Here is a 25,278-nt window from a genome sequence, read left to right on the forward strand (position 1 = left end):
CTCGAGGAGCCGAGATGACCGTCACCGCACTGGGTGTGCCGACGCTGAGGCGATCGGAGACCCCGGCCGATGTCCCCACCGACGGCCCCCTGGTGGACACCTTCGGCAGGGTCGCGACCGATCTGCGGGTTTCGCTGACCGACCGATGCAACCTGCGCTGTACCTACTGCATGCCCGCCGAAGGACTCGACTGGCTGCCCGCTGGCCAGCTGCTGAGCCCTGAGGAGCTCGCCCGTCTGATGGGCATCGCCGTCGGCAGGCTGGGCATCACGAGCATCCGCTTCACCGGCGGTGAACCGCTGGTGGTGCGGCACCTCGAAGATGTGATCGCCGCTGCCGCGGCCCTGCAGCCGCGGCCGGAGATCGCGTTGACCACCAATGGAGTCGGGCTTGCCCGCCGCGCGACCGCACTGAAGGCGGCCGGCCTCGACCGCGTGAACGTGTCCCTGGACACCGTCGACGCCGCGCACTTCGCCCGCATCACCCGACGTGACCGGCTGACCGATGTGCTGGCGGGGCTGGCGGCCGCGCACTCTGCGGGCCTGGCCCCGGTCAAGGTGAATGCCGTGCTCGACCCGGTGACCGGGCTCGACGACGCGGTGTCACTGTTGCAGTTCTGCCTGGAGCACGGATATCAGCTGCGGATCATCGAGCAGATGCCGCTCGACGCCGGTCACCGTTGGCGGCGTGACGAGGCCATCGGCGCCGACGCCGTGTTCGACACCCTGTGTCGTCATTTCGACCTGCGGCCCGACCCCGCCCCGCGCGGCTCCGCACCGGCGCAGCTCTGGCAGGTGCACGGCCCGTCGGGGGTGCTCGGCTCCGTCGGGATCATCGCCTCCGTGTCGCGCGCGTTCTGCGCCGCATGTGACCGCACGCGGCTGACGGCCGACGGACAGATCCGCAACTGCCTGTTCGCACGCGACGAGACCGACCTGCGGCGGCTGATGCGCAGCGGGGCGGACGACGACGCGCTCGAGGCGGCGTGGCGGGCCGCGATGTGGTCCAAGGCCGCGGGCCACGGCATCAACGACCCGGATTTCGTGCAACCGGACCGTCCGATGAGCGCGATCGGTGGCTGACGTGTCGGTCTCGGCGCATGCAACCGGGGCCCGGATCGGCGGGTCCCCCGTCGCGCTGACGGTCCGCTACTTCGCGGCGGCCCGGGCGGCCGCGGGCGCCGACGTCGAAACCGTGAGCGTGCCCGCGGGGTCGACGATCGACGAACTCGTCACCCGTCTCGGTGAACGAAATCCCGAACTGGCGCGTGTCTTGGCCCGGTGCTCATATCTGTGCGACGGCGTCGCGGTGCGCGATCGCGGGATGCGGCTGGATACGCCGCTCGTGGTCGATGTTCTTCCCCCATTTGCGGGCGGATAACGTGATTTACATCACATAACGAAACGGTCACAAGCTGGCTACGAGACGGTGGCGACCGTCGTTAACCTGCAGGATCTTCGCACAATCCTGGGTCTTTAGAAATTTATTAAGATTTGCCGCGGGGCGAATCGCGGCTCGCGTCAAAAGTGACGGGACCACGACGACCCGTTACCGTTCTGTCCCAGGCCAATCGACCCTAATCGGTTGGCCCGCCTTGATCGGCAGCGCCGAGCTCCATCCGTCGGATCAAGGTCACAACGAACCAACCAGGATGGAGGCGGGGGACCCACCGGTCCGCCGAAGGACCCGGGGCCACGGCCCCTTGGGGTGAAGCCAGCGGAGACGTTGGCCGGGTGACCTCTCCTACCCGAACCCGACAGCTGACCTCGCGGGCGCCACAGAGAGGATTTAGCTCACTCATGAGTGGACGCCATCGCAAGCCCACCCAGTCGTCCGTGAACGTCGCGAAGATCGCCTTCACCGGAGCCGTCATCGGCGGTGGAAGCATCGGCCTCGCCGGCCATGCAAGCGCCGCGACCGATGCCGAATGGGACCAGGTCGCTTCGTGTGAATCCGGCGGCAACTGGGCCATCAACACCGGCAACGGCTATCACGGCGGACTGCAGTTCGCGCCGAGCACCTGGAGCTCACACGGCGGCGGGGAGTATGCCCCCTCCGCGTTCATGGCGACGAAGGAAGAGCAGATCGCCGTCGCCGAGCGTGTTCTGGCGACCCAGGGCAAGGGCGCCTGGCCGGTATGCGGCCGCGGCCTGTCGGGATCGACCCCACGCAACGTCGTCGAGCCGCAGCCGCTGGATGCGCCCGCCGTGAACGGCGAGCTGCCTCCGCCGCCGGCCCCCCTGCCCCCGCCGCCACCGCCCGCCCCGTTCGACGCGCTGGCCGCCCCGCTCCGCTTCCGCCGCCCCCGGCACCGCTTCCGAGCCCGCGCCGCCCCGCTCCCGCGCCGCTGGACGCCCCGCTGCCGCCCCGGCGAATCAGCCCCTGCTTCCGCCGCCCCCGGCACCGCTTCCGGAGGCCGCACCCCGGCCATGCCATGGACGCCCGCTGCCGCCCCCGGCGGATCAGCCCCTGCCGCCCCGGCCGCCGACAGCTGGGACGCCGCGGGCCCCGTCGTGCAGCCGGCCGAGTGGTCCTTGGTGGCGCGCCGCTGCCCGCAGCCGGTGCTCCTGCCCGTTCCCCCGCCGCCGCCCGCACCTCCCGCGCCCGAAGCGGTCTCGCCGCCCGTCGACCCTGCCGCCCCGGTGGCCGTCGCCGCGCCCGATCCGCTGGCGCCTGCCGTGCTCCCGCCGGCGCCGCTCGACGCCGCCAATCAGGTCATCACGGATGGGCTGCCCGTCGCTCCGCCGGACGGCATCCCGCACCTGGCCAGCCCGGACGCACTTCCGCCCGGCACCACGGTCGACCCGGCCCAGGTTCCCGGCGAGAGCCCCAATGTCACGTATCTCAAGGAGATCTGGCACGCGATCCAGACGCAGGACATCAGCGGTAAGGACGCCCTGCTCGCCCTGACGCAGCGCCCGCTGACCACCCCGGACACCCCGGGCGGTCCGCCCCCGGCCCTGCCGCTTCCCCCGGCACCGGCCGACGCTCCGCCGCCCGCGGAGGCGCCGCTGCTGCCCGTTCCGCCCGCCTGAGCGGAGCGGTCAGGCCGATCCGACCCATTCGTCGGTACCGTCGGCGAAGTACTGGTGTTTCCACACCGGTAGGCGCTCCTTGACGGTGTCGACGAGTCGGGCACAGGTTTCGAACGCCGCCCTGCGATGGTCCGCTGCCACAGCGGCCACCAGGGCGGCGTCGCCTATCTGCAGGGTGCCGACGCGGTGGCTGACGGCTATCGCGCGCACCCCGTCGGCGTCGCGCGCGACCTCGGCGGCCACCTCCTCCAGTGTCCGCTGCGCGGTCGGGTGCGCCGAGTACTCGAGGCGAAGCACCGTGCGACCGCCGTCGTGGTCCCTGACGACGCCGGCGAACCCGACCACCGCCCCGGCAGCCTCATGGGCCACCAACGCTTCGTAGTCGGCCAGTTCGACGGGTGTTTCGGTGAGTTCCACCCTCAGCACCTCGGCGCTCATCGCGTGTGATCCTTACCGCTCAATTGATCCAGGGCATGCGTCAGCACGTCGCCGAGCACGCTGAGACCGTCCTTGACCCCGCCCGGCGACCCGGGCAGGTTGACGATGAGGGTGCGGCCCGCGACGCCGCAGAGGCCTCGCGAGAGCACCGACGCCGGCACCTTGGACTGTCCGGCGCGCCTGATGGCCTCCGCGAGGCCCGGAACCTCGTAGTCCAGCACCGCCCTGGTGGCCTGCGGTGTCATATCCGTCGGTGAGATGCCCGTACCGCCGGAGGTGATGATGACGTCAGGTGCGTCCTGCACACCCTGCCAGAGGACATCGCTGACAGGATCGCCATCGGCGACCACCACCGGAGGGGGTGCGGTGATGCCCTGATGCTGGAGCCATTCGACGATGATCGGCCCGCATCGATCCACGTACACGCCTGCGGCCGCGCGGGTGGACGCGATGATCACCAGACCTGTCCGGGGGCTCATCCCTCCTCGCGTCCGGGATCTAATTCCTCCTCGCGTCCGGGATCTAAATCCTCCTCGCGTCCGGGCGGCCGGGTCCATATCCCCGTCTTGCCACCCTCCTTGCGCACCACCCGGATAGCGTCGATGCGCGCGGCCGGGTCGACGGCCTTGATCATGTCGTAGATCGTCAGCGCCGCAACGCTGACCGCCGTCAGCGCCTCCATCTCCACACCGGTGCGATCGGTGCTGCGCACCGTGGCGGTGATCCCGATGGAGGCGTCGGCGATGCTGAAATCGATGTCGACGCCGGTCAGAGCGAGCTGATGACACAGCGGAATCAGCTCGCTGGTGCGCTTGGCAGCCATGATGCCCGCGATCCGGGCGGTGGCCAGCGCATCGCCCTTGGGCAGCCCACCGGCAGCGACCAGCGAAACCACGTCGGCGCGGGTGTACACCGATCCGGTCGCGACGGCGACCCGCTTGGTGACGTCCTTGCCGGTGACGTCGACCATGTGCGCCGCGCCCGACTCGTCGAGGTGCGAGAGCCTGCCTGGTTGCGCCTTGGTGGACACCGCTACTTGTTGATGACGGTGACCGGGTGCGTGTAGGGCAGCTCTTCGGCGGGCAGCGGGAAGGTCAGTTCCCCGAACGGCGACAGCGAGCCGGTGCGGTCCGCCACCAGCTCGCTCACCGCATGATCATCGTCACCCACCAGAGCGGGCCAGCCGGGGTCGACGTAGTTGTTCTTGTTGTCAGCCACGCCCACATTCTGGCAGCCGCCGCGCTCGCTGGCGACACCGGCGGGGTCCAGCGGCGAATCGACCGCACGATTCCCCCGGCCGACTGCTTTACGCTGGTCAGCGATGACCGAACATCCCGAGGGCAGGGGGCCCGCCCGGGAACGAGCGAACCTGGGTGTGCCTCTCGGCAGCTGGCTGGCCGAGCTTCCCGACGAGCGCCTCATCCGGCTGCTGGAGCTGCGGCCGGATCTCACCCAACCGCCGCCAGGAACCATCGCGGCGCTGGCGGCGCGCGCGACGTCGCGCCAGTCGGTCAAGGCGGCCACCGATGAGCTCGACTTTCTGCGGCTGGCGGTGCTAGACGCATTGCTGGTGCTGCACGCCGACACCACCGCGGTTCCCCAGACCAAGCTCGTCGAACTGATCGGCGAACGCGCCACCCAGGGCGCTGTCACCGCCGCGGTCGACGACCTGCGCGAGCGGGCGCTGGTGTGGGGGGATTCCGCGTTACGGGTGGCGGCCGAGGCCGCCGCTGGATTGCCGTGGTACCCGGGACAGGCCGTCGCGGAGGTGTCCGAGCGGTCGGGCGAGGAGATCGGCGCCATGCTCGACGCCCTCGACGAGGCCCAGCTGGACCTGCTGCGGAGGCTGCTCGAGGGGTCGCCGGTCGGTCGCACCCGCGACGCCGCCCCGGGCACACCGTCCGACCGGCCCGTTCCGCGGCTGCTCTCCGCGGGTCTGTTGCGTCAGGTCGACGACGACACCGTGATCCTTCCCCGCCTCGTCGGGCAGGTGCTGCGGGGTGAGGCTCCCGGTCCGATCGAGCTGAACGCTCCCGACGCCGCGGTGACCTCGACCACCGTCGCCGACGTCGACGCGGTGGCGGCGGGGGCGGCCATCGACATGCTCCGCGAAGTCGAGGTGCTTCTCGAGACGCTGTCGGCGTCGCCGGTGCCCGAACTACGCAGCGGCGGCCTCGGGGTGCGTGAGGTGAAGCGGCTGACCAAGGCCACCGGCATCGAAGAACGCAGGCTCGGTCTGATACTCGAGGTCGCTGCGGCCGCGGGCCTGATCGCGGCGGGGATGCCCGATCCCGATCCCGGCGACGGGACAGGTCCGTTCTGGGCACCTACAGTGGCCGCCGACCGCTTCGTCGAATCGCCGACGGCCGCCCGGTGGCACCTGCTCGCCTCGACGTGGCTGGACCTGCCGGGCAGGCCCGGGTTGATCGGAAACCGCGGGCCCGACGGGAAACCCTATGCGGCGCTGTCCGACGCGCTGTACTCGACGGCCGCGCCGCTGGATCGCCGGATGCTGCTGACGGTGCTGGCCGATCTGCCCGCGGGTTCGGGCACCGACGCCGCCGCGGCGTCGAGGGCGATGATCTGGCGCCGTCCGCGGTGGGCGATGCGCCTGCAGCCGGAGCCGGTGGGCGTCCTGCTGGAGGAGGCCCACGCGGTCGGCATGGTGGGCCGGGGCGCTATCAGCGCCCCAGGGCGCCGGCTCCTCGCGGGCAGCACGGCCGAGGATGTGGTGGCCGCCATGAGCAAGGCACTGCCCGATCCGATCGACCACTTCCTCGTGCAGGCCGACCTCACAGTGATCGTCCCAGGGCCGTTGCAGCGGGATCTCGCCGAGCAACTCGCGGCCGTCGCCACCGTCGAGTCCGCCGGCGCGGCGATGGTCTACCGCATCAGCGAGGCGTCCATCCGCAGGGCGCTGGACACCGGACGAACCGCCGGTCAGCTCCACGCGCTGTTCGCGCGGCATTCCCGGACATCCGTGCCGCAGAGTCTGACCTATCTGATCGATGACGTGGCACGCAGACACGGTCAGTTGCGGGTGGGCATGGCCGCCTCGTTCGTACGGTGCGAGGACGCGGCGCTACTGGCGGAGGCCGTGGCCGCGCAGGCGGCCGGGCACCTCGAGCTGCGGCTGCTCGCCCCGACCGTCGCGATATCGCTGGCCCCGATCGCCGACGTCCTCGCCGCACTGCGGACGGCGGGTTTCGCCCCGGCGGCCGAGGACGCATCGGGCGCGATCGTCGACATCCGGGCCCGCGGCGCCCGAGTGCCCGTCCCAGCGCGCCGCCGCGTATTCCGGACGGCTCCCAGCCCGACGGCCCAGACGCTCGGCGCCATCGTCGCGGTGCTGAGGAAGGTGGCCCGCGCGCCGTCGGGCACGGTACGTCTGGATCCGGCGGTGGCGATCACGCAGCTTCAGGATGCGGCGATCAGCCAGACATCGGTGGTGATCGGATACGTCGACCCGGCGGGGATAGCCACGCAGCGTGTGGTGGCCCCGATCAACGTCCGCGGCGGCCAGCTGACCGCCTACGATCCGGCTTCCGGACGGGTGCGTGAGTTCGCCATCCACCGCGTCACCTCGGTGGTGTCGGCCGATCCCGAATAATGGACGGGATGCGCATGACCCACAAGCCAGAACCGGAGGGGGATCGCCCATGACGGACGGCCCTTTGATCGTCCAGTCCGACAAGACCGTGCTGCTCGAAGTGGACCACGAGCTGGCTGGCGCGGCCCGGGCGGCCATCGCGCCGTTCGCCGAGCTGGAGCGCGCACCCGAACACGTGCACACCTACCGCATCACCCCACTGGCGCTGTGGAACGCCCGCGCGGCGGGCCATGACGCCGAACAGGTGGTCGACGCGTTGGTCAGTTTCTCCCGCTACGCCGTGCCGCAGCCGCTGCTGGTCGACATCGTCGACACCATGGGCCGCTACGGGCGCCTGCAGCTGGTCAAGAACCCGGCGCACGGGCTGACCCTGGTCAGTTTCGACCGCGCGGTGCTCGAGGAGGTGCTGCGCAACAAGAAGATCGCACCGATGCTGGGGTCGCGTCTCGACGACGACACCGTGATCGTGCACGCGAGCGAGCGCGGCCGGGTCAAACAGATGCTGCTGAAGATCGGCTGGCCGGCCGAGGATCTCGCCGGCTATGTCGACGGCGAAGCGCACCCGATCAGCCTGAAGCAGGACGGCTGGCACCTGCGCGACTACCAGGAGATGGCCGCCGACTCGTTCTGGTCGGGCGGGTCCGGGGTGGTGGTGCTGCCGTGCGGCGCGGGCAAGACGCTGGTCGGGGCGGCGGCGATGGCCAAGGCCGGCGCGACGACGCTGATCCTGGTGACCAACACGGTGGCGGGCAGGCAGTGGAAACGGGAGTTGGTGGCCAGGACTTCGCTGACCGAGGACGAGATCGGCGAGTACTCCGGGGAGCGCAAGGAGATCAGGCCGGTCACCATCGCCACGTACCAGGTGATCACCCGCCGAACCAAGGGTGAGTACCGTAACCTGGAGCTCTTCGACAGCCGGGACTGGGGTCTGATCATCTACGACGAGGTGCACCTGCTGCCCGCACCCGTCTTCCGGATGACCGCCGACCTGCAATCGCGCAGGCGGCTGGGTCTGACCGCGACGCTGATCCGCGAGGACGGCCGCGAAGGCGATGTGTTCAGCCTGATCGGGCCGAAACGCTACGACGCGCCGTGGAAGGACATCGAGGCGCAGGGCTGGATCGCACCGGCAGAGTGCATCGAGGTCCGCGTGACGATGACCGACAACGAACGGATGATCTACGCAACCTCCGAACCCGACGAACGGTACAAGCTGTGCTCGACGGTGCATTCGAAGATCGCCGTGGTGAAGTCGATCCTTGACCGCCATCCCGGCGAGCAGACCCTGGTCATCGGCGCCTACCTCGACCAGCTCGAAGAACTGGGCCAGGAACTCGACGCGCCGGTGATCCAGGGCTCGACCAAGAACGCCGAGCGGGAGGCACTGTTCGACTCGTTCCGCCGCGGCGAGATCTCCACACTGGTGGTGTCGAAGGTTGCCAACTTCTCCATCGACCTACCGGAAGCGTCTGTCGCCGTGCAGGTTTCGGGGACATTCGGGTCACGTCAGGAGGAGGCGCAGCGGCTCGGCCGGCTGCTGCGGCCCAAGGCCGACGGCGGTGGCGCGGTGTTCTATTCGGTGGTGTCACGGGACAGCCTAGACGCCGAGTACGCCGCACACCGCCAGCGTTTCCTCGCCGAACAGGGCTACGGCTACGTCATCAAGGACGCCGACGATCTCCTCGGCCCGGCGATCTAGGCGTGCGGTCCGGGGACTTTGACGACGGTCAGCAGGACGACCGAGTCCTCGTCGGCGTGCAGGGCGTGGCGGGTGGGCGGAATGACGAGGTGATCGCCCGGCGAGCCGTCCCAGCCGGTGCTGGAGTCTGTGAGCCGCACCCTGCCCTGCAGGACATGCAGAGTGGCCTCGCCGGGGCTTTCGTGTTCATCGAGCCCACTTCCGGCGGTCAGCGCGATGAGCGTCTGGCGCAGCGAATGCTCATGGCCGCCGTAGACGGTGTGCGCGCTGCGTCCGCTGTTGGATGCGCGTGCCGCCTGTAGGTGCTCGCGGGCAAGCGCGGTGAGCGAGATCTTGTTCATGACTGCCATTGTTCTCCCGGCGGCGGGCTCGCGTGTGCAGGTTCAACGGCGGCAGCCGGTTGGGTAGGGCTCGCGGCCGATGCTGACCAGTGTGCTGACCTCGGGGTCCAGCGCGCCGGGGCTGACCTGAACCGACAGATAGTCCGATGAGTCACCCCAGCTGAAGATGGTCAGTTCGTGGCCCCAGCTGAACTCGGTGCACCACGGCAGGCCGTCGTAGGCCTTGTCGACGGGTAGCGAGCGCCGCAGGAGCACGGCGGTTTCGGCGTAGGGCAGCGGCACGGTCCAGAACTCGTTGGGACCGTATGGTGGATGGTCGAAACGGGTTGTGCCTGCGGGAAACTCGAGCTCGGGGAGCAACTGCGATCGTGGCGCGACGGTCGCCGGTATCGCGCCGCTGTCCTCGTCCGGCATGGGAGGAACGCGATCGGCGACCTTCACGACGACCGCCAGGGCCAGCACAAGCGATATCAGCAGGGCCGCCACCGCGACCCAGACCCAGGCGGGCATGCGCCGCCGCCCCGCCGGCATGCCGCTCATCTGCTCCTTGCGTTCGTCGGGATCGCGACCATCAGTCATGATCGGCGCCGTACCGGGTGGCGAACACCGCAGCGGCCGCCGCAGCCGCCTGCTCCGGGGTGGGCATATCCAGTTCGCGGATCAGGCTGTCGCGCATGATCGCCGGGTCATAGCCCAGCACCCGCACGCCCTCGACAATGAACGCGTGCAACTCCGAACGGGCTTTCTGCCTGGCCAGATCCGCGATGACCCGTATCTCCTCGGCCAGCTCCGGCTCGGGCATGTGCACGGTCTCGGCGGCGAGTTCGATCCGCTCGATGCGACCGCTCAGATGGGCCGTCACGGTCACCGTCTCCGACGGGTTGCCGACGGTGTACACCGGCTCAGGGTTCCCATCGGATTCGGGTAGCGCGAAGTGCGCGCCGCTGCCGTCGCGCGCCGCTGCGGGCACGTACTCGTCCAGCGCCTCCACGCCCGATGTGGGTCCGTCCCAGCAGCCCCGCGTCCCGTCGCCCATCATCTCCCCCGCCACCCCGTCGTTCCGTGCCCCGCAGTCGTTCGGCGCCCCGCGGCTCAGCGCGGCGGCACCTGCGTGTCGATTCGCCGCTTTCCGGCCTCATCAGTCGCGTTGTACTTGTCCGCGGCGTGCCGCAGCTTCCCCGCGAGTTCGGCGCACACGCCCGCGGTCCCTTTACCCGCCTTGCTGCGCTCCGACTCCGCCGCCATGACGGCGCGGCTGGCCACCGCGCAGATGGGACCGTGGGAGTCGGACACGTTGTCGCCCACCCCCTGGACCGCGAGCACCGCCGCGCCGATGCCGCGCGCGGCATCGTCCTGCAGCGCCCCGAGGCCACGGATCGCGTCGGCGGTGATCTTGCGGTCTTCCGAATCGGTCATAGGTGCCCTCCTCGATCTCCGGCGCTATCGCCGCGGGTCGAAATCACCGATCGAATCCTGCTGTACCGCAGATGAAGTCACCGTAGTGTACGACTCCACGACCTCGATGACAGCTGCCGCGTTGACGTTCGCACAGTTGTGCATATCCCACAACTTCCTTGATGCGTCACTCAATGCCATTCCGACAGCGAGCATTTCGGCTTCCATCTGGATGTACTTCCCGACGACGGGGATCACGCCGAGGGTCTGTGTGTATCCGCCGTACTCGGCCAGCCAATTGTGCAGATTGTCGAGGATGCGGCGGGTTTCGATGATCTCCCCCGCCTCGCGGCCCACGATCGTCGCGATCCGGCTGTCGGCCTCGGAGAGTGTCGCGACCCGATTCTCCTGGTCGCGGACACGCCGTTCATACGCCCGCGGAGCAGGTCCGCCGTCCCAGCGGGCGTCGGGGTACGCACTGGCCAGGGTCCCCAGTTCGCGCTTGAAGGCCCGTGATCCGTTGGCGAAGCCCCCTCCCGCATCGGGATCGCCGGACCCAGTGGTCCACAGCATCCCCTCGATGAGCTTCTGCCCGCCCTTGAGGATCGGCGTGGGTGCGATGACCAGCGGCCCGCCGTACTTCCCGAAGGTCCTTGCGAACCTGGTGATCGTCTCCAGGCCGGCCCGCTTGGCGACGAACTCGATTGCCCCTGCGACACCGACGACCTTGCTCGTCGCGTCGGTGACGAGCTCGGTGACGTTGCCGACGGTCTCGAACAGCCCCATGCTGCCTCACCTTTCCTCGCGAATGAGGTTAGCAGCGGTGCCGGACCACTCCGTGCGCCAATTTGCCGTCGGCGCCCTATCACGCAAGCGCGGGAATGACCTCCCGTTCGAACAGCTCGATGCCGGACCGGTCGTAGGCGGCCTCGGGGAAGTACAGGATCGCGTACTCGCAACCGAGGTCACGCATGCGCTGCAGCTTCTCCACGAGTTGTTCTGGTGTCCCCGTTGCGGATTCGGGTGCGGCTATGGTGGCGATCGCCGCGTCGACGGTGTCGCCGTCCAGGCGGGTGCTCAGCCTGTCGCGCACGCGCTCGAGCCGGTCCCTGACATCGGCGTCCGATTCACCGACCACCGCGTTGAAGTTGGCGGACCGCACGATCGCCTGGTAGTCGGTGCCGGCCTCGCGGCAATGCCCGGCGAGCACCTGCGATTTGTGTTTGAACACCTCGGGATCGGCGGCGAAGTTGGTGTACTGCGCGTACTGCGCCGCGATGCGCAGCGTCACCTTCTCTCCGCCGCCGGCGATCCAGAGGGGAATTCCGCCTTCCTGCAACGGCTTTGGCTCGACGATCGCGCCGTCGACCCGATAGTGAGTGCCGTCGAAAGTGACGACGCCGTCACGCCACGCGGTGCGCATGATCTGCACGCCCTCGTCGAGCCGGCCCAGCCGCACGCCGGCCGAAGGGAATCCGTAGCCGTAGGCACGCCATTCGTGTTCGTACCAACCACCGCCGATGCCCATCTGGATCCGGCCACCGGAGATGATGTCGGCGGTGGCGGCGACCTTGGCCAGGTAGGCAGGGCTGCGGTAGCTCATCGCGGTGCACATCTGACCGAGTTTGATGCGCGAGGTCACGGCAGCGTACGCCGACATCAGACTCCACGCCTCGTGCGTGGCCTCATCGGTCGGTACCGGCACCGTGTGGAAGTGGTCGTAGACCCACAGCGAGTCCCAGGCGCTGCCGTCGGCGTAGCCGGCCAGACCGCGCATCACCGGCCAGTGTTCGGCAGGGGGGATGCCCACCAGATCGAGTCGCCAGCCCTGCGGAATGAACAGTCCAAAGCGCATGGATCCGACTCTAGCCCGGCCCGGCCGGCGCTCGACGGTGACTAGCCTGGCCACCATGGCCCTTAGTAAGGAAGAACGCGAACAGTTTCTGGCCGAGCCGCGGATCGCCGCGCTGTCGGTAGCCGCAGGCGACGGGCGCGGCCCGCTGACCGTGCCGATCTGGTTTCAGTACACCCCGGGCGGCGATCCGTGGGTGCTCACCGGTGATGGCTCACGCAAGCACCGGCTCATCGAGGCCGCGGGCCACTTCACGCTGATGGTGGAACGGCTCCAGCCCACGGTGCGTTACGTCGCGGTCGACGGAGCGGTGACCCGCATCGAGCCGTCCACCGACGAGGAGCTCGTCGAGATGACCCGCCGCTACCTGCCGCCCGACAAGGTCGAACCGTATCTGGACATGGCCAGGCGCGAGCACGGCCCCAGCGTCACCGTTCACCTGCGTCCACAGCACTGGCTCTCCGCGGACCTCGGCGCACTGTGAGCGACGCGGCCTGACCGCGAACGCGAACAGGCCCCGGAGACGCCGTTGTCCCCGGGGCGCTGTGGTCCGCCGTCAGCTGGTCAGTGACTCCGGCGGGGTGAACCGGGCACCGTACTTGGCCGCCAGCTCACGCGCGCGGCCGACGAAGGCGTCCTTGCCGGTGCCGGTCGCGCCCTGGTAGCCGACGATGAACTGCGCGGTGCCGCCGGTCCATGCCGGGAAGCCGATGCCGAAGATGGAACCGATGTTGGCGTCGGCGGTCGACGTCAGTACACCCTCGTCGAGACACTTCTGGGTTTCCAGCGCCTCGGCGAACAGCATCCGGTCGATCATGTCCTGCAGCGGCGGGGTGGACGTGCCGGAGTTGAACGTCTCGCGCAAGCCGGGCCACAGGCCGGTCCGCTTACCGTCGGCGTACTCATAGAAACCGGCGCCCTTCAGCCGCGACGGCCGGCCCAGTTCGATCATCTTCTCGATGACCGCTTCGGCGGGATGCGGCTCATAGGTGCCGCCGGCATCCTCCACCGCTTTACGGGTGGCGGTGGCGATCTTGTGCATCAGCTCGAGGTTGAGCTCGTCGGAGAGCTGCAGCGGCGCCGCCGGGTAACCGGCCTGCGACCCCGCCTGCTCGATGGACGCCGGTTCGACACCCTCACCGAGCATCGCCAGCGCCTCGTTGACGAATGTGCCGATGACCCGGCTGGTGTAGAAGCCGCGGCTGTCGTTGACGACGATCGGCGTCTTGCCGATGGCCAGCGTGTAGTCGAACACCCGGGCCAGCGCCTCGTCGGAGGTCTTCTCCCCCTTGATGATCTCGACCAGCGGCATCTTGTCCACCGGCGAGAAGAAATGGATCCCGATGAAGTCCTCCTGGCGCTTGACCCCGGTGGCCAGCCCGGTGATCGGCAGCGTGGAGGTGTTGGAGCCCAGCAGCGCGGTCGGTTCGACGATGTCCTCGATCTCGCCGAACACCTTGTGCTTGAGTTCCTGGTTCTCGAACACCGCCTCGATGACGAAGTCGACGCCCTTGAAGTCGGCAGGGTCGGCGGTCGGCGTGATGCGCGCCAGCAGTTCCTTGCTCTTCTCCTCGGTGGTGCGGCCGCGCTCGAGTGCCTTGGCTTCCAGCTTCTCCGCGTACCCCTTGCCCCTTTCCGCGGCCTCCGCGGTGACGTCCTTGAGCACCACGTCGAAGCCGGCCTTGGCCGACACGTAGGCGATGCCGGCGCCCATCATGCCCGCGCCGAGCACACCGATCTTGGTGATCGGGGTCTTGCCGATGCCTTCGGGACGTGAACCGCCGCCGTTGATGTGCTGCAGGTCGAAGAAGAACGCCTGGATCATGTTCTTGGCGACCTGGCCGGTCACCAGCTGGGTGAAGTAGCGGCTCTCGATGCGGCTGGCGGTGTCGAAGTCGACCTGGGTGCCCTCGACGGCCGCGTCGAGGATGGCCCGCGGCGCCGGCATCGGCGCCCCTTTGAGCTGTTTGCGCAGCAGGGCCGGGAACGACGGCAGGATGGCGGCCAGCGCGGGCGAGGACGGGGTGCCACCGGGGATCTTGTAACCCTTGACATCCCACGGCTGGGTGTGCGCCTCGGGGTTCGCCTTTATCCAAGCCTTGGCGGCCGGGATCAGTTCGTCGACGGAGGACACCAGCTCATCGACCAGGCCCACATCCTTGGCCCTGGCGGGCTTGAACCTCGTGCCCTGCGACAGGATCTCCATGAACGCCTTCTGGATGCCGAACATCCGCACGGTGCGGGTCACGCCGCCACCGCCGGGCAGCAGGCCCAGGGTGACCTCGGGCAGGCCGAGCTGGCTGCCCTTGACGTCGGCGGCGATGCGGTGATGCGTCGCCAGGGTGATCTCCAGCCCGCCGCCCAGCGCGGCGCCGTTGATGGCGGCGACGACGGGTTTGCCCAGGGTTTCCAGCCTGCGCAGGTCGGACTTGACGCGCTCGACCAGATCGAAGGCCTCCCCAGCGTTCTCCGGGCTGAGCTGGATCATGCCCTTGAGGTCGCCGCCGGCGAAGAACGTCTTCTTCCCGCTGGCGATCACCACACCGGTGATCGAATCCTTCTCGGCGACAAGACGATCCACGGCCTTGCCCATGGACTCGATGTAATGCTCGTTCATCACGTTGGCCGAACCGGTCGGGTCGTCCAGCGTCAGGGTGACGATGCCGTCGGCATCCTTGTCCCACGCAATGGTGTTCTCTGCCATGACTTTCTCCCTCAGACCCGCACTCAAACTCGTTCAATGATGGTCGCGACACCCATACCGCCGCCGATGCACAGCGTGATCAATGCCCGCCGCGCGCCGCGCCTTTCGAGCTCGTCGACCATGGTTCCAGTGATCATGGCGCCGGTGGCGCCCAGCGGGTGGCCCATCGCGATGGCGCCGCCGTTGACGTTGAGCTTCTCCTCCGGGATGCCCAGATCCTTCTGGAATTTCAGCACCACCGAGGCGAAAGCCTCATTGAGTTCGAACAGGTCGATGTCGTCGACGGTCAGCCCGGCCCGGTCGAGCACCTTGCGGGTGGCCGGGGTGGGGCCGGTGAGCATGATGACCGGATCGGCGCCGCTGGTGGCGGTGGCCACAATGCGTGCGCGTGGGGTCAGACCCTGCGACTTACCGGCGCTTTCGCTGCCGACGAGCACCAGGGCCGCACCGTCGACGATGCCCGAGCTGTTCCCCCCGGTGTGGATGTGGTTGATCTTCTCGACCCAGTGGTACTTCTGCAGTGCCACATCGTCGAAGCCGCCCATCGCGCCGAGCCCTTCGAACGCGGGCTTGAGCTTGCCCAGGCCCTCGGCGGTGGTGTCGGGCCGCATGTGCTCGTCGTGGTCGAGGATGATCAGGCCGTTCTGATCCTTCACCGGGACGACCGACTTGGCGAAGTAGCCGCCCGACCACGCCGCCGCCGCGCGCGCCTGGCTGCGCAGCGCGTAGGCGTCGACGTCGTCGCGGGAGAAGCCCTCCAGGGTCGCGATCAGGTCGGCGCCGATGCCCTGAGGGACGAATCCGATGCGGTAGTTGGTTTCCGGGTCCATCGCCCAGGCGCCGCCGTCGGAGCCCATCGGGACGCGGCTCATGGATTCGACGCCACCGGCGAGGACGAGATCGTCCCAGCCGGAGCGCACCTTCTGCGCGGCGGTGTTGACGGCCTCAAGGCCGGAGGCGCAGAACCGGTTGAGCTGCACGCCGCCGGTGGTCTCAGGCAGTCCGGCAGCCAGGACCGCGGTGCGGGCGATGTCGCCGCCCTGCTCGCCGACGGGCGACACGACGCCGAGGATGACGTCGCTGATCAGGGTCTCGTCCAGGTCGGGGTGGCGGGATCGGATCTCGTCGATCAGGCCCACTACCAGGTTCAGCGGCTTGACCTCGTTGAGCGAACCGTTCTTCTGCTTTCCGCGGGGGGTGCGGATGGCTTCATAGATGAAAGCTTCTTCGGACATGTCTGTGTCTCTCTGCTTCTCATGGGGCCGGGCGGATCCGGGTTCTCACGACCGCGCACGCGCGCGAGCGGAGTCCTCTGTCACGCGAGCGTAGCAGAATCTCCCAACCCGTTGGTTGGGAGGGGTGCTGGACGGCGTTTCCCACGCACTTGCCTGCACCCTAGACACACGACGACGCCGAGCACGGCCGAATGGCCGCACTCGGCGTCAGACTGGGCCGGTTAGGCCGATTTCAGGTCGTCCAGCTCGGCCAACGTCGGGTAGTCGATGTATCCGACCGGGCCCGGCGCGTAGAACGTGGCCACATCCGGCTCGTTCAACTCGGCACCCGACCTCAGTCGGTCGATCAGATCGGGGTTGGCCAGGAACGCCCTGCCGACCGCGATGGCGTCGGCCACGCCCCATTCCGCGTAGGTCTCGAGCTGGCAGAACTGCGTGTCCGCCTCACGACCGGTGTTGAGCACCAGCGTGCCGTCCCACAACGCCCGGATCGCGCCGAAGGTCGGTTGGGCCGGGTCGATCAGGACGTGCAGGTAGGCGATTCCCAGGGGCGCGATCCGGCCGAGCAGCGCCTCGTACACGCCGACCGGGTCCAGTTCGCGCATGTCCCCGGCGGTGTTTCCCGGTGAGATGCGAAGCCCGACGCGGTCGGCTCCCACCTCGGCGGCCACCGCCTCGACGATCTCGGCGGTGAGTCGGGCGCGATTGTCCGGGGATCCGCCGTAGGCGTCGACACGCTGATTGACCACATCGGACTGGAACTGATGCAGCAGGTAGCCGTTGGCGGCGTGGATCTCGACACCGTCCATGCCCGCATCGACCGCACGCCGCGCCGCGGCGCGGAACGACTCGACGATCTCGGGGATCTCCCCGGATTCCAGGGCGCGGGGCACCGGCAGCGGCTTCTTGCCCGACGGGGTATGCGTCACCATCTCGGCGCCCACGGCCGACGGCGCGACGGATTGCATGCCGCTGATCTCCGGATGAGCCATCCGCCCGACGTGCCACAGCTGCATGAACATCCGGCCGCCCGCGGCGTGCACGGCCCCAACGATCTCTGCCCACTTCCGTTGGTGGCGGTCGGTGTAGACGCCCGGGGTGTTGAGATAGGCGCCGTTGGCCGCCCGCGATACGGCGGTGGCCTCGGTGATGATGATGCCCGCCGCGGCGCGTTGCGCGTAGTACCGTGCCGCCAGGTCGGACGGGGTGCCGTCGGCCTGGGCCCGTGAGCGGGTCAACGGTGCCATGAAGATCCGGTTGGCTGCGGTGGTCCGCCCGGCCTGCACCGGCCTGAGCAGTGCGGAGTTCTCATCGAGTCTGAAGGTCACGACGGCGGTAACGATTCCCGGTGCGAGTTTCATTCCGCGCCCCTCAGCGCGCCGGACCAGAAGCCGCGGCGCCCGGTCCGGCGCACACGGTCAGATCAGGATAGTCAACGGGTTCTCGATGCGCCGCACGAACGCCGCCATCCACCGTGCGGCCACCGCACCGTCGATGACCCGGTGGTCGGCGGACAGGGTGACCGTCATGACGGTAGCCACCGCCAGCTCGCCCTCGATCACGACCGGCCGTTGGGAGGCGGCGCCGACGGCGAGGATCCCCGAATGCGGGGGATTGAGAATGGCCGAGAACTCGCCGACCCCGTACATTCCGAGGTTGGACACCGTGAAGCTGCCGCCCTCGAGTTCGGTCTGCTGGATGCGCCCGGCGCGCGCCCGCTCGGCGAGGTCGCCGACAGTTGCCGACAACGCCGACAGCGCAACGGTGTCCACGCAGTGCAGCACCGGTGTGAGGAGGCCACCGTCGACGGCGACGGCAATCGCGATGTCGGCGTGGTCGAACCGCCGGACCGAATCGCCGTTCCACACCGCGTTGGCCTCCGGTACCTCGCGCAGCGCGCCGGCCACAGCCTTGATCACGAAGTCGTTGACCGAAACCTTCGCGGCTGCCGCCGCATTCACGCTTCGGCGCAGCTCGAGCAGGGCATCGACACGGCAGTCGGCGGCGAGATAGAAGTGCGGAACCGTCGACTTGCTCTCGGTGAGGCGGCGGGCGATGGCCTTGCGCATTCCCGTCAGCGGAATATCGGCGAACCCGGAGTCCGGCGGTGCGGTCAACGGCTCCGTCGGTGCGGGCTCCCGATGAACCGCGGAGGCCTGCTCCCGCGCAGGTAACCTCTCCAGGTCCCGACGCACGATCCGGCCGCCAGGTCCCGTGCCGTTCACGGTCTGCAGGTCAATACCCTTCTCCTGGGCGATCTTTCGCACCAATGGTGTGGCGAACAATCGCCTGCCGTTGGTGCTGACCGCCGCCGGTGCCGTGTTCGGCGCAGCGGCCGGCGCCGGCTGAGCGGCCGCTGCCGTGTCTCCCGTATCGATGTCGGCGTCGGTCTCGCCGGGCGCCAGTACCAGTGCGATCGGATCGCCCACGGCGATCGCCGCTCCCGGTTCCGCAATCAGGCGCGCGAGGACTCCGTCCACTTCGGCGGCGTATTCGACGACCGCCTTCTCGGTCTCGATTTCGGCAAGCGGATCACCGACCGCGATCTCCTGCCCGACGGCGACGAGCCAGTTCTGGATGGTCGCCTCGGTGGCGTTGGCCAGGACTTCTGGCATCCGTACCACGGTCGCCATCAGCGCACGTCTCCCGTCGCTTCGCTCGCCCCGTGCTGTCCCGTCGCTGCGCTCGCCCCGTGCTGTCCCGTCGCTGCGCTCGCCCCGTGCTGTCCCATCCCCACGCGAATCTTCTCCAGACCCGCCACAATTTCGTCGGTGCCCGCGATCGCGGCCCGCTCCAACACCTTCGAGATGCTCGGCGACGCTTCTTCACCGGATACCCGTTCGATCGGCTGGTCCAGCCAGTCGAAGAGCCGTCTCTGTATCTCGTCGGCCAGCCAGCCTCCGTACGAGGTACCGCGTGCACCCTGCTCGACGATGAGCACGGCATTGGTCTTGCGCACGCTGGCTTCAATGGTGTCCCAGTCGATCGACGCCCGATCCAGCCAGCGCAGGTCGATCAGTTCGGCGTCGACGTCGGTGCGCTCGATCGCTTCCAGGCAGCGGTCCACCATGGATAGGTAACTGATCACCGTGACGTCGGATCCGGCCCGCCGCACCGCGGCCCGCCCGGGCGGAATCACGTAGTCGAGATCGCCCTCGGGCACCCGGTCGGCCTTGCCGTAGAGGTCGACGTGTTCGATGACCAGCACCGGATCCTGCAGCGCCAGGGCGGCGTTCATCAGACCCACGTAGTCCGCAGCGGTCGAGGGCGCCACGATCCGCCAGCCGGGACTGGTGGCGAAGATTCCGGCGGGATCCATCAAATGCTGCGAACCGTATCCGGATCCCATCGCGACCTTGGTCCGCAACACGAACGGGACCGGGTTTTCCCCGCCGAACATGTGCCGCGCCTTGCCGATCTGGTTGAAGACCTGGTCGGCAGCCACCCACATGAAGTCGGGATACATGAACTCGACCACCGGACGGAATCTGCCGTCGAGCGCGAGGCCGCCGCCGATCCCGGTGAACGCGTTCTCGCTGATCGGGGTGCCGATCAATCGGTTGTCGCCGTACTTGCCCAATCCCTTGGTAGCGCCGTTGGTTCCGCCGTTGAGCCGGTGCACATCCTCGCCGAACACCACGATGCGTTCATCGGTTGCCATTCGGCGTTCCATCACCTCCGCCACCGCATCGACGAATTTCGTTGCACGCCAAGATCCTTGGTACTGTGCGGGCTCGAACGCCGTCAGCAGGCCGAGCTCGCTGCCGTCACCGCGCACCCCAACGTTGACAAAGCTCGGATCGGGCCACAACTCGGCGCGGATGCGGCGCTTGCCCTGCGCTTGCGGATTGGCCTCCACCAGCTGGGACGCCGCCTCGGCCATCGCCGTCTGCGCCTGGTCCCGCACCGACGCCACGCCGTCGTCATCGATGAGACCGAGCGCGATCATCTCGCGGGCGACCCGTTCCAGCGGGTCGCGGGCGCGCCACCGTGCCTCTTCAGCCTTGTCGCGGTAACCGAACGCGCTGCCCGGATACGGACCGTTCTGATGGAAGAACCGGTACACCTCGACCTCGATGACGGCGGGCCCCTCGCCACGGCGCATCCGCTCGGCCGCCCGGCTCGTGGCGAGATACACGGCCAGCGGGTCCATTCCGTCGACACGCCAGCCGGGAATGCCAAAGCCTTGACCCCGCACCGAGAGCCGCGGGTCCGCGGTGACCTCGTCGACGCGAGTGGACACGGCGTAGAGGTTGTTCTCGATGAAGAAGCAGAAGGGCAGTTTCCAGGCGGCGGCGAGGTTCATGGTCTCGAGCACCGACCCGATCTGGCTGGCGCCGTCCCCGAAATAGCTGATCGTCAGGTCCGATGTGCCGCTGTGCTTCTGGGCCCACGCATTGCCGGCACCCATCGGGACGCCGCCCCCGACGATCGCATTGGTGCCAAGGGCGCCAGCCTCGAACCACTGCAGGTGCATCGACCCGCCGCGGCCCCGGCAGTAGCCCTGGGCCAGACCGAGGATCTCGGCCAGGGTGCGCTGAAGCACTCGCTGGATCTTGGGGGTGACCACCGCGGCCGGGTCGATGACGCCGCCGGAGACGTGGGTCAGGGCTTTGGCCAGGAACTGGTGGTGCCCTCGGTGGGATCCGTTGACGGCATCGGTGGAGCGCAGTCCGACAATGGATCCGACCGCGCCCCCCTCCTGCCCGATGCTGGAATGGGCGGGCCCGTGCACCAGGCCCTCGCCCGCCAGCTCGAGCACCGTCTCCTCGAAGGCGCGGACCAGGTGCAGTTCGGCCAGCATCGTGCCCAACAGCACGGGGTCGGCTTCCTTCCAGTCGTCCTCGGTAGTCGACAGCTCGACCCAAGCCGAGCCCGTTTCCAGGGTGTTTTCGCGCGGCATGTTCCTCATCTCCATCGATCGGTGGCGCCCCGAGTGGGCTGCCCGGTACCGCTGACTGGCTGCCAACATAGCGGTATTGGATCCACTTTGGCTAGCCTCTGCGGGATATTCGTGCAAAATCCGCGGATGTTGGCGTATGGTCGATCAATATTGGATCCATTAGTGAGGAGACTTGATGCCACTACCGGGCCTGGTCGGGACCGACCACTTCGGATTCACCGTGCCCGATCTCGAGGAGGCCCACGACTTCTTCGTGCGCATCCTCGGCTGTGCGCACGTCTACACGCTGGGGCCCTACCGGCACGACGGCGACTGGATGCGCGAACACCTCAATGTCCACCCCCGCACGGTGATGCGCGAACTTCGCTTCTACCGCTGCGCCACCGGGGCGAACTTCGAAGTCTTCGAGTACACGCCCGCCGACGGGCAGGCGCCGATACCGCGCAACAGCGATATCGGCGGCCATCACATCGCCTTGTACGTCGAGGATCTCGATGCGGCGGTCGAATACCTTGGCACCCAAGGAATCCGGGTCTTGGGCGCACCCACTGCCAGCCGCAATGCCAGTGAGGGCCAGCGGTGGGTGTATTTTCTCAGCCCGTGGGGCATGCAGTTCGAGCTGGTGAGCTTCCCCAAGGGAAAGGCCTACGAATCGGACGCTCCGGTGCTGCTGTGGAACCCCAATCACCCGGCAGACTGAACGCGAAACCGATCGGAGGGCAGCATGCCGCAACCCCAGGTGCGCGATGGCGTCACGGGCGCCCGCGTGGCCGAGCAGTTGCGGGACGCGATCCTGCAGGGTGACCACCCCCCCGGGACGCGGTTGCGCCAGGAGGAACTCGCCGCCCACTACGGCGCCAGCCGTGTGCCCGTTCGTGAGGCGCTGCGAATCCTGGAGTCCGAAGGCCTGATCACGACGGTCGCCAACACCGGTGCGTGGATCTCGCGGCTCAGCCTCGACGAGTGTGTCGAGCTCTATCAAGTGCGCGAGCGCATCGAACCGCTGCTGCTTCGCTACAGCATGCCGAACCTGACACCCGAGCAGATCGACGACCTCTCGGAGCTGGTCGAGCAGATGCGCCGCTGCGGCGACGTCGAACGCTTCCTCACGCTGGACCGGCGGTTCCACCTGGGCAGCTACGCCGGGGCGACAACCACATTCCTGGCCCCCACCGTCGAGCGGCTCTGGAATACGACGCAGCACTACCGCCGTGCCTACACCAGGCTTCTCGACACCGACAGCAACCGCATCGTCCACGACGAGCACCACATGCTCGTCACCGCGATCCGCGAGGGCGATGCCGACGAGGCCGAGCGGGTGCTGTTGGGCCACATCCGCCGCACCCGGCGACAACTCGCGCGGCATCCCGAGGTGTTCGAATAGCACACGCCGCCAGACGCATTGATTGAATCCAATCATTGCGATAATCTCGCATCACGCAGGTCATCTATACGATTTGGACCCTAGATCGGATCCAATCGCGCCTACACCATCAACTGCAGGGATCCCACACATGGCAATCGCAACCGTCAACCCGGCCACCGGAGAGACCATCGAGACGTTCCAGCCCCACGACAGCGCAGAGGTACAGCGCCGCATCTCCGAGGCCGCCGAGGCGGTGGAGGCATTGCGCGACACCACCTATGCGCAGCGCGCCGAGTGGATGAACGCCGCCGCCGACCTGCTCGAAGCCGATGTCGAGCGTGCGGCGCGGATGATCACCCTGGAAATGGGCAAGCCGATCGGGCAGTCCCGCGCCGAAGTACTCAAGTGCGCCAAGAACATGCGCTTCTATGCCGAGCAGGCGGAGGCGTTCCTTGCACCCGAATCACTGGCCGATCCGTCGGTGGTAGGTGCGTCACGGGCGGGGACGGTGTGGCAGCCGCTGGGTGTGGTGCTGGCGGTGATGCCGTGGAATTACCCTCTCTGGCAGGTCATCCGGTTCGCCGCGCCCGCGCTGATGGCGGGGAACACCGGCCTTCTCAAGCATGCCTCGAACGTCCCGCAGTCCGCCTTGTACCTCGACGATCTCTTCGAGAAGGGCGGTTTCCCACCGGGATCCTTCCGCACCCTGCTGATCGGTTCGGCCGACGTCGCCGCGGTCATCGAGGACCCGAGGGTCAAGGCGGTCACGCTCACCGGTTCAGAGCCGGCGGGGCGTTCGGTGGCCTCGACCGCGGGACAGGAGATCAAGAAGGCGGTGCTCGAGCTCGGCGGGTCGGATCCGTTCATCGTGATGCCGAGCGCCGACCTGGACGCCGCGGCGACCGTGGCGGTGAAGGCCAGAATCTCCAACAACGGCCAATCCTGCATCGCCGGAAAGCGATTCATCGTCCACACCGACATCTACGATGCATTCGTCGAGGCGTTCGTCGCCAAGATGCGGGCACTGAAGGTCGGTGATCCGATGGACGAGGCGACCGACGTCGGTCCGCTGGCCACCGAGTCCGGACGCGACGACGTCGCCGAGCTCGTCGACGACGCCGTCGCCAAGGGCGCGCAGGTGCTCACCGGCGGTTCGGCACCCGACGGACCGGGCTGGTTCTACTCCCCCACCGTGCTTGCCGGGCTCACCGACGACATGCGCGTGGTGATGGAGGAGACGTTCGGGCCGGTGGCGTCCGTGTACCGGGTCACCGACCGCGAAGAGGCGGTCCGGGTGGCCAACCAGACCACCTTCGGGCTCAGCTCTGCGGTATGGAGCACCGATGCGGCCGAGCAGGATTGGTTCATCGGCCACCTCGACGCCGGTGCGGTCTTCCTCAACGGGATGACCATCTCCTACCCGGAACTTCCCTTCGGCGGTGTCAAGGACTCCGGCTACGGCCGTGAGCTGGCGGCGGCGGGCATCCGGGAGTTCTGCAACCTCAAAACCGTATGGAAGGCGTGACCCCGGCGCCACCAGGACCAATTTCCATGTGCCGTGCACCCACATCGCTGATACTGTGTGATGCACGACACAGAAGGGCCACGCCATGGCTGGCACACGCCCGCACTCGACGTCCCCGCACTGGGGCGCCGCCCGGTGGTTCATGGCCTTTCTGCTCGTCCTCATCGCCCTCACCGCGGTCACCGCAGTCGTCGTGGCGGCGACGAGCGGTCAGACGCCGCTGGCCGTGGCCATCGGCCTCATCTCGCTCGCCTTCTTCTCCCGCGTGGGCTGCTGAAACCCACCCGGCCCGCCTGGGCTGCTGAAACCACCCGCCCGCCCCCAAAACGAAGCCTCGCCGGAGTCAGCGCACCGCGGCCGCCGATCTGCGCTCGATGAATCGGGTCGGCAGTGCGACGACAGCGTGCTCACTGTCGGGTTCGGCGAGGCATTTCAGAATGAGTTCGGCTGCGGCGCGGCCCATTTGGGATTGCGGCATCGCCACCGTCGACAGCGGCGGATGGAGATGGGCGGTCAGCGGCATGTCGTTGAAACCGACGACAGAGACATCCTGGGGGCACCGCAGTCCCGCCTGCGTCAGCGCCTGATAGCAGCCGACCGCCACGAGGTCGTTTACCGCCAGAACCGCGGTGACGGCGTGGCGGCGCAGCAGTTCGACCAGCGCCGCGCGTCCCGCCTCCACGGTGTAGCCGTCGGCGTGCACGACGACGGGCGTGGGCCGCGGGTCGGCGTCGGCCAAATCCATTGCACCGAGCAATGCGGCCAGCCGTGACGCGCTGACCGAGATCTCGGGCGGGCCGGCGACATGGCCGATGAGCCGGTGCCCCAGCGAGACGAGATGACTTACCGCAGAACGTATCCCGACCGAATCATCGCTGACCACGGCCGGCGTGCGCAGGCCGTCGACAAGCCTGTTGACCAGCACCACCAGTACCCCCGTGCGCAGATGACTTACCGCAGAACGTATCGACGAATCACTGCTGACCACGGCCACCACGCAGGCCGTCCGCGCGACCAGAGGCGCGCACGGCGCGGTCGTCACGCGATGCGCTGGCCACGACGAAGCCGTCGCAGTGCCTGGTCTGCAAGGTGGCGATGAACGTCGCCTCGCGATCCGCGTCGTTGTCGGTGCTCGCCAGCAGGGCTTCGTATCCGTGTTCACGCGCCACCACCGC

27 protein-coding genes and 1 riboswitch are annotated in these 25,278 nt (G+C 68.4%); of the genes, 10 read left to right on the forward strand and 17 right to left on the reverse strand.

Features of this window, described 5'->3' with window-relative positions:
* The first annotated feature begins 14 nt into the window (after positions 1-14).
* The 3 genes from moaA to ADBZ6K_RS18765 all read left to right on the forward strand — a co-directional run bounded on the left by moaA (position 15) and on the right by ADBZ6K_RS18765 (position 3,035).
* Positions 15-1,082 (forward strand): GTP 3',8-cyclase MoaA, encoded by a 1,068-nt coding sequence (gene moaA / locus ADBZ6K_RS18755; RefSeq protein ID WP_526349404.1) that lies wholly within the window; start codon positions 15-17, stop codon positions 1,080-1,082.
* Positions 1,083-1,116: 34 nt separating this feature from the next.
* A complete protein-coding gene (locus tag ADBZ6K_RS18760; RefSeq protein WP_526349496.1) occupies positions 1,117-1,380 on the forward strand; it encodes a MoaD/ThiS family protein in 264 nt (87 codons plus the stop codon).
* A 245-nt stretch (positions 1,381-1,625) separates the two neighbouring features.
* A riboswitch (cyclic di-AMP (ydaO/yuaA leader) is annotated at positions 1,626-1,790 on the forward strand.
* Between the two features lie 9 nt (positions 1,791-1,799).
* Positions 1,800-3,035 carry a transglycosylase family protein gene (locus tag ADBZ6K_RS18765; RefSeq protein ID WP_526349406.1) on the forward strand — a complete coding sequence of 412 codons (1,236 nt, stop codon included), beginning with the start codon at positions 1,800-1,802 and terminating at the stop codon, positions 3,033-3,035.
* A 9-nt stretch (positions 3,036-3,044) separates the two neighbouring features.
* On the opposite strand, the gene ADBZ6K_RS18770 is transcribed toward ADBZ6K_RS18765, so the two are convergent.
* From ADBZ6K_RS18770 to ADBZ6K_RS18785, 4 genes are all read right to left on the reverse strand, one after another.
* Positions 3,045-3,473 carry a molybdenum cofactor biosynthesis protein MoaE gene (locus tag ADBZ6K_RS18770; protein WP_526349408.1) on the reverse strand — a complete coding sequence of 143 codons (429 nt, stop codon included), beginning with the start codon at positions 3,471-3,473 and terminating at the stop codon, positions 3,045-3,047.
* Entirely contained in the window at positions 3,470-3,952 is a 483-nt protein-coding gene (locus ADBZ6K_RS18775) for a MogA/MoaB family molybdenum cofactor biosynthesis protein (RefSeq protein ID WP_526349410.1), read from the reverse strand. Before ADBZ6K_RS18775 ends, ADBZ6K_RS18770 begins: the two co-directional genes overlap by 4 nt.
* The gene (gene moaC / locus ADBZ6K_RS18780) at positions 3,949-4,443 is read right to left on the reverse strand and encodes a cyclic pyranopterin monophosphate synthase MoaC (protein ID WP_526349498.1); all 495 of its coding nucleotides are present in this window, start codon (positions 4,441-4,443) and stop codon (positions 3,949-3,951) included. Before moaC ends, ADBZ6K_RS18775 begins: the two co-directional genes overlap by 4 nt.
* A gap of 62 nt (positions 4,444-4,505) precedes the next feature.
* Positions 4,506-4,691, reverse strand: a complete 186-nt coding sequence (locus ADBZ6K_RS18785; protein ID WP_526349412.1) for a hypothetical protein — start codon at positions 4,689-4,691, stop codon at positions 4,506-4,508.
* Between the two features lie 103 nt (positions 4,692-4,794).
* Here ADBZ6K_RS18785 and ADBZ6K_RS18790 point away from each other — a divergent pair, with 103 nt between their 5' ends.
* The gene (locus ADBZ6K_RS18790; protein WP_526349414.1) at positions 4,795-7,083 is read left to right on the forward strand and encodes a helicase-associated domain-containing protein; all 2,289 of its coding nucleotides are present in this window, start codon (positions 4,795-4,797) and stop codon (positions 7,081-7,083) included.
* A gap of 49 nt (positions 7,084-7,132) precedes the next feature.
* Positions 7,133-8,782, forward strand: coding sequence for a DNA repair helicase XPB (locus ADBZ6K_RS18795; protein ID WP_526349416.1), 1,650 nt, complete (start codon positions 7,133-7,135; stop codon positions 8,780-8,782).
* Here ADBZ6K_RS18795 and ADBZ6K_RS18800 read toward each other — a convergent pair.
* The 6 genes from ADBZ6K_RS18800 to ADBZ6K_RS18825 form a co-directional block, all read right to left on the reverse strand.
* Complete coding sequence (locus ADBZ6K_RS18800; protein WP_526349418.1) at positions 8,779-9,123, reverse strand: cupin domain-containing protein; 345 nt, start codon at positions 9,121-9,123, stop codon at positions 8,779-8,781. The two genes, ADBZ6K_RS18795 and ADBZ6K_RS18800, sit on opposite strands and share 4 nt — an antisense overlap.
* A gap of 42 nt (positions 9,124-9,165) precedes the next feature.
* Positions 9,166-9,702, reverse strand: coding sequence for a hypothetical protein (locus ADBZ6K_RS18805; RefSeq protein WP_526349420.1), 537 nt, complete (start codon positions 9,700-9,702; stop codon positions 9,166-9,168).
* Positions 9,695-10,174, reverse strand: coding sequence for a YbaB/EbfC family DNA-binding protein (locus tag ADBZ6K_RS18810; protein ID WP_526349422.1), 480 nt, complete (start codon positions 10,172-10,174; stop codon positions 9,695-9,697). The genes ADBZ6K_RS18805 and ADBZ6K_RS18810 overlap by 8 nt, the downstream gene beginning before the upstream one ends.
* Before the next feature lie 41 nt (positions 10,175-10,215).
* Positions 10,216-10,539, reverse strand: coding sequence for a type VII secretion target (locus ADBZ6K_RS18815; protein ID WP_526349424.1), 324 nt, complete (start codon positions 10,537-10,539; stop codon positions 10,216-10,218).
* A 24-nt stretch (positions 10,540-10,563) separates the two neighbouring features.
* On the reverse strand, positions 10,564-11,304 hold the full coding sequence (locus ADBZ6K_RS18820; RefSeq protein ID WP_526349426.1) for an EspA/EspE family type VII secretion system effector: 741 nt from the start codon (positions 11,302-11,304) through the stop codon (positions 10,564-10,566).
* Positions 11,305-11,383: 79 nt separating this feature from the next.
* The gene (locus ADBZ6K_RS18825) at positions 11,384-12,373 is read right to left on the reverse strand and encodes an LLM class F420-dependent oxidoreductase (protein WP_526349428.1); all 990 of its coding nucleotides are present in this window, start codon (positions 12,371-12,373) and stop codon (positions 11,384-11,386) included.
* A gap of 55 nt (positions 12,374-12,428) precedes the next feature.
* On the opposite strand from ADBZ6K_RS18825, the gene ADBZ6K_RS18830 reads away from it, so the two are divergent.
* On the forward strand, positions 12,429-12,854 hold the full coding sequence (locus ADBZ6K_RS18830) for a pyridoxamine 5'-phosphate oxidase family protein (RefSeq protein WP_526349430.1): 426 nt from the start codon (positions 12,429-12,431) through the stop codon (positions 12,852-12,854).
* Positions 12,855-12,926: 72 nt separating this feature from the next.
* Here the strand turns inward: ADBZ6K_RS18830 and ADBZ6K_RS18835 are convergent, their stop codons facing one another.
* The 5 genes from ADBZ6K_RS18835 to ADBZ6K_RS18855 all read right to left on the reverse strand — a co-directional run bounded on the left by ADBZ6K_RS18835 (position 12,927) and on the right by ADBZ6K_RS18855 (position 21,212).
* Positions 12,927-15,074 (reverse strand): 3-hydroxyacyl-CoA dehydrogenase NAD-binding domain-containing protein, encoded by a 2,148-nt coding sequence (locus tag ADBZ6K_RS18835; RefSeq protein ID WP_526349432.1) that lies wholly within the window; start codon positions 15,072-15,074, stop codon positions 12,927-12,929.
* Positions 15,075-15,097: 23 nt separating this feature from the next.
* Positions 15,098-16,309, reverse strand: a complete 1,212-nt coding sequence (locus ADBZ6K_RS18840; protein WP_526349434.1) for an acetyl-CoA C-acetyltransferase — start codon at positions 16,307-16,309, stop codon at positions 15,098-15,100.
* Between the two features lie 221 nt (positions 16,310-16,530).
* A complete protein-coding gene (locus ADBZ6K_RS18845) occupies positions 16,531-17,670 on the reverse strand; it encodes an alkene reductase (protein WP_526349436.1) in 1,140 nt (379 codons plus the stop codon).
* A gap of 57 nt (positions 17,671-17,727) precedes the next feature.
* Positions 17,728-18,924, reverse strand: a complete 1,197-nt coding sequence (locus ADBZ6K_RS18850; protein WP_526349438.1) for a 2-oxo acid dehydrogenase subunit E2 — start codon at positions 18,922-18,924, stop codon at positions 17,728-17,730.
* Positions 18,925-18,941: 17 nt separating this feature from the next.
* The gene (locus ADBZ6K_RS18855) at positions 18,942-21,212 is read right to left on the reverse strand and encodes an alpha-ketoacid dehydrogenase subunit alpha/beta (RefSeq protein WP_526349440.1); all 2,271 of its coding nucleotides are present in this window, start codon (positions 21,210-21,212) and stop codon (positions 18,942-18,944) included.
* Between the two features lie 175 nt (positions 21,213-21,387).
* Between ADBZ6K_RS18855 and ADBZ6K_RS18860 the strand changes: the two genes are divergently transcribed.
* The 4 genes from ADBZ6K_RS18860 to ADBZ6K_RS18875 all read left to right on the forward strand — a co-directional run bounded on the left by ADBZ6K_RS18860 (position 21,388) and on the right by ADBZ6K_RS18875 (position 24,380).
* A complete protein-coding gene (locus ADBZ6K_RS18860; RefSeq protein WP_526349442.1) occupies positions 21,388-21,912 on the forward strand; it encodes a VOC family protein in 525 nt (174 codons plus the stop codon).
* A 24-nt stretch (positions 21,913-21,936) separates the two neighbouring features.
* Positions 21,937-22,596, forward strand: a complete 660-nt coding sequence (locus tag ADBZ6K_RS18865) for a GntR family transcriptional regulator (RefSeq protein ID WP_526349444.1) — start codon at positions 21,937-21,939, stop codon at positions 22,594-22,596.
* A gap of 130 nt (positions 22,597-22,726) precedes the next feature.
* Complete coding sequence (locus ADBZ6K_RS18870; protein WP_526349446.1) at positions 22,727-24,103, forward strand: NADP-dependent succinic semialdehyde dehydrogenase; 1,377 nt, start codon at positions 22,727-22,729, stop codon at positions 24,101-24,103.
* Between the two features lie 85 nt (positions 24,104-24,188).
* Positions 24,189-24,380, forward strand: coding sequence for a hypothetical protein (locus ADBZ6K_RS18875; RefSeq protein WP_526349448.1), 192 nt, complete (start codon positions 24,189-24,191; stop codon positions 24,378-24,380).
* A gap of 66 nt (positions 24,381-24,446) precedes the next feature.
* Here the strand turns inward: ADBZ6K_RS18875 and ADBZ6K_RS18880 are convergent, their stop codons facing one another.
* Together ADBZ6K_RS18880 and ADBZ6K_RS18885 are read right to left on the reverse strand one after the other, a co-directional pair.
* A complete protein-coding gene (locus ADBZ6K_RS18880) occupies positions 24,447-25,091 on the reverse strand; it encodes a substrate-binding domain-containing protein (protein WP_526349450.1) in 645 nt (214 codons plus the stop codon).
* Positions 25,078-25,275, reverse strand: a complete 198-nt coding sequence (locus ADBZ6K_RS18885; RefSeq protein WP_526349452.1) for a hypothetical protein — start codon at positions 25,273-25,275, stop codon at positions 25,078-25,080. The genes ADBZ6K_RS18880 and ADBZ6K_RS18885 overlap by 14 nt, the downstream gene beginning before the upstream one ends.
* Positions 25,276-25,278 lie beyond the last annotated feature (3 nt).

Source organism: Mycobacterium sp., from assembly GCF_044223235.1.
In the GTDB taxonomy this organism is placed as follows: Bacteria; Actinomycetota; Actinomycetes; order Mycobacteriales; family Mycobacteriaceae; genus Mycobacterium.

Excerpts from the sequence above, each read along its gene's own strand:
- moaA (WP_526349404.1), top strand. The coding sequence starts at position 15 with ATGACCGTCACCGCACTGGGTGTGCCGACGCTGAGGCGATCGGAGACC.
- ADBZ6K_RS18765 (WP_526349406.1), top strand. The coding sequence starts at position 1,800 with ATGAGTGGACGCCATCGCAAGCCCACCCAGTCGTCCGTGAACGTCGCG.
- ADBZ6K_RS18770 (WP_526349408.1), bottom strand. The coding sequence starts at position 3,473 with ATGAGCGCCGAGGTGCTGAGGGTGGAACTCACCGAAACACCCGTCGAA.
- ADBZ6K_RS18775 (WP_526349410.1), bottom strand. The coding sequence starts at position 3,952 with ATGAGCCCCCGGACAGGTCTGGTGATCATCGCGTCCACCCGCGCGGCC.
- moaC (WP_526349498.1), bottom strand. The coding sequence starts at position 4,443 with ATGGTCGACGTCACCGGCAAGGACGTCACCAAGCGGGTCGCCGTCGCG.
- ADBZ6K_RS18790 (WP_526349414.1), top strand. The coding sequence starts at position 4,795 with ATGACCGAACATCCCGAGGGCAGGGGGCCCGCCCGGGAACGAGCGAAC.
- ADBZ6K_RS18795 (WP_526349416.1), top strand. The coding sequence starts at position 7,133 with ATGACGGACGGCCCTTTGATCGTCCAGTCCGACAAGACCGTGCTGCTC.
- ADBZ6K_RS18800 (WP_526349418.1), bottom strand. The coding sequence starts at position 9,123 with ATGAACAAGATCTCGCTCACCGCGCTTGCCCGCGAGCACCTACAGGCG.
- ADBZ6K_RS18805 (WP_526349420.1), bottom strand. The coding sequence starts at position 9,702 with ATGACTGATGGTCGCGATCCCGACGAACGCAAGGAGCAGATGAGCGGC.
- ADBZ6K_RS18815 (WP_526349424.1), bottom strand. The coding sequence starts at position 10,539 with ATGACCGATTCGGAAGACCGCAAGATCACCGCCGACGCGATCCGTGGC.
- ADBZ6K_RS18820 (WP_526349426.1), bottom strand. The coding sequence starts at position 11,304 with ATGGGGCTGTTCGAGACCGTCGGCAACGTCACCGAGCTCGTCACCGAC.
- ADBZ6K_RS18825 (WP_526349428.1), bottom strand. The coding sequence starts at position 12,373 with ATGCGCTTTGGACTGTTCATTCCGCAGGGCTGGCGACTCGATCTGGTG.
- ADBZ6K_RS18830 (WP_526349430.1), top strand. The coding sequence starts at position 12,429 with ATGGCCCTTAGTAAGGAAGAACGCGAACAGTTTCTGGCCGAGCCGCGG.
- ADBZ6K_RS18835 (WP_526349432.1), bottom strand. The coding sequence starts at position 15,074 with ATGGCAGAGAACACCATTGCGTGGGACAAGGATGCCGACGGCATCGTC.
- ADBZ6K_RS18840 (WP_526349434.1), bottom strand. The coding sequence starts at position 16,309 with ATGTCCGAAGAAGCTTTCATCTATGAAGCCATCCGCACCCCCCGCGGA.
- ADBZ6K_RS18845 (WP_526349436.1), bottom strand. The coding sequence starts at position 17,670 with ATGAAACTCGCACCGGGAATCGTTACCGCCGTCGTGACCTTCAGACTC.
- ADBZ6K_RS18850 (WP_526349438.1), bottom strand. The coding sequence starts at position 18,924 with ATGCCAGAAGTCCTGGCCAACGCCACCGAGGCGACCATCCAGAACTGG.
- ADBZ6K_RS18855 (WP_526349440.1), bottom strand. The coding sequence starts at position 21,212 with ATGCCGCGCGAAAACACCCTGGAAACGGGCTCGGCTTGGGTCGAGCTG.
- ADBZ6K_RS18860 (WP_526349442.1), top strand. The coding sequence starts at position 21,388 with ATGCCACTACCGGGCCTGGTCGGGACCGACCACTTCGGATTCACCGTG.
- ADBZ6K_RS18865 (WP_526349444.1), top strand. The coding sequence starts at position 21,937 with ATGCCGCAACCCCAGGTGCGCGATGGCGTCACGGGCGCCCGCGTGGCC.
- ADBZ6K_RS18870 (WP_526349446.1), top strand. The coding sequence starts at position 22,727 with ATGGCAATCGCAACCGTCAACCCGGCCACCGGAGAGACCATCGAGACG.
- ADBZ6K_RS18875 (WP_526349448.1), top strand. The coding sequence starts at position 24,189 with ATGGCTGGCACACGCCCGCACTCGACGTCCCCGCACTGGGGCGCCGCC.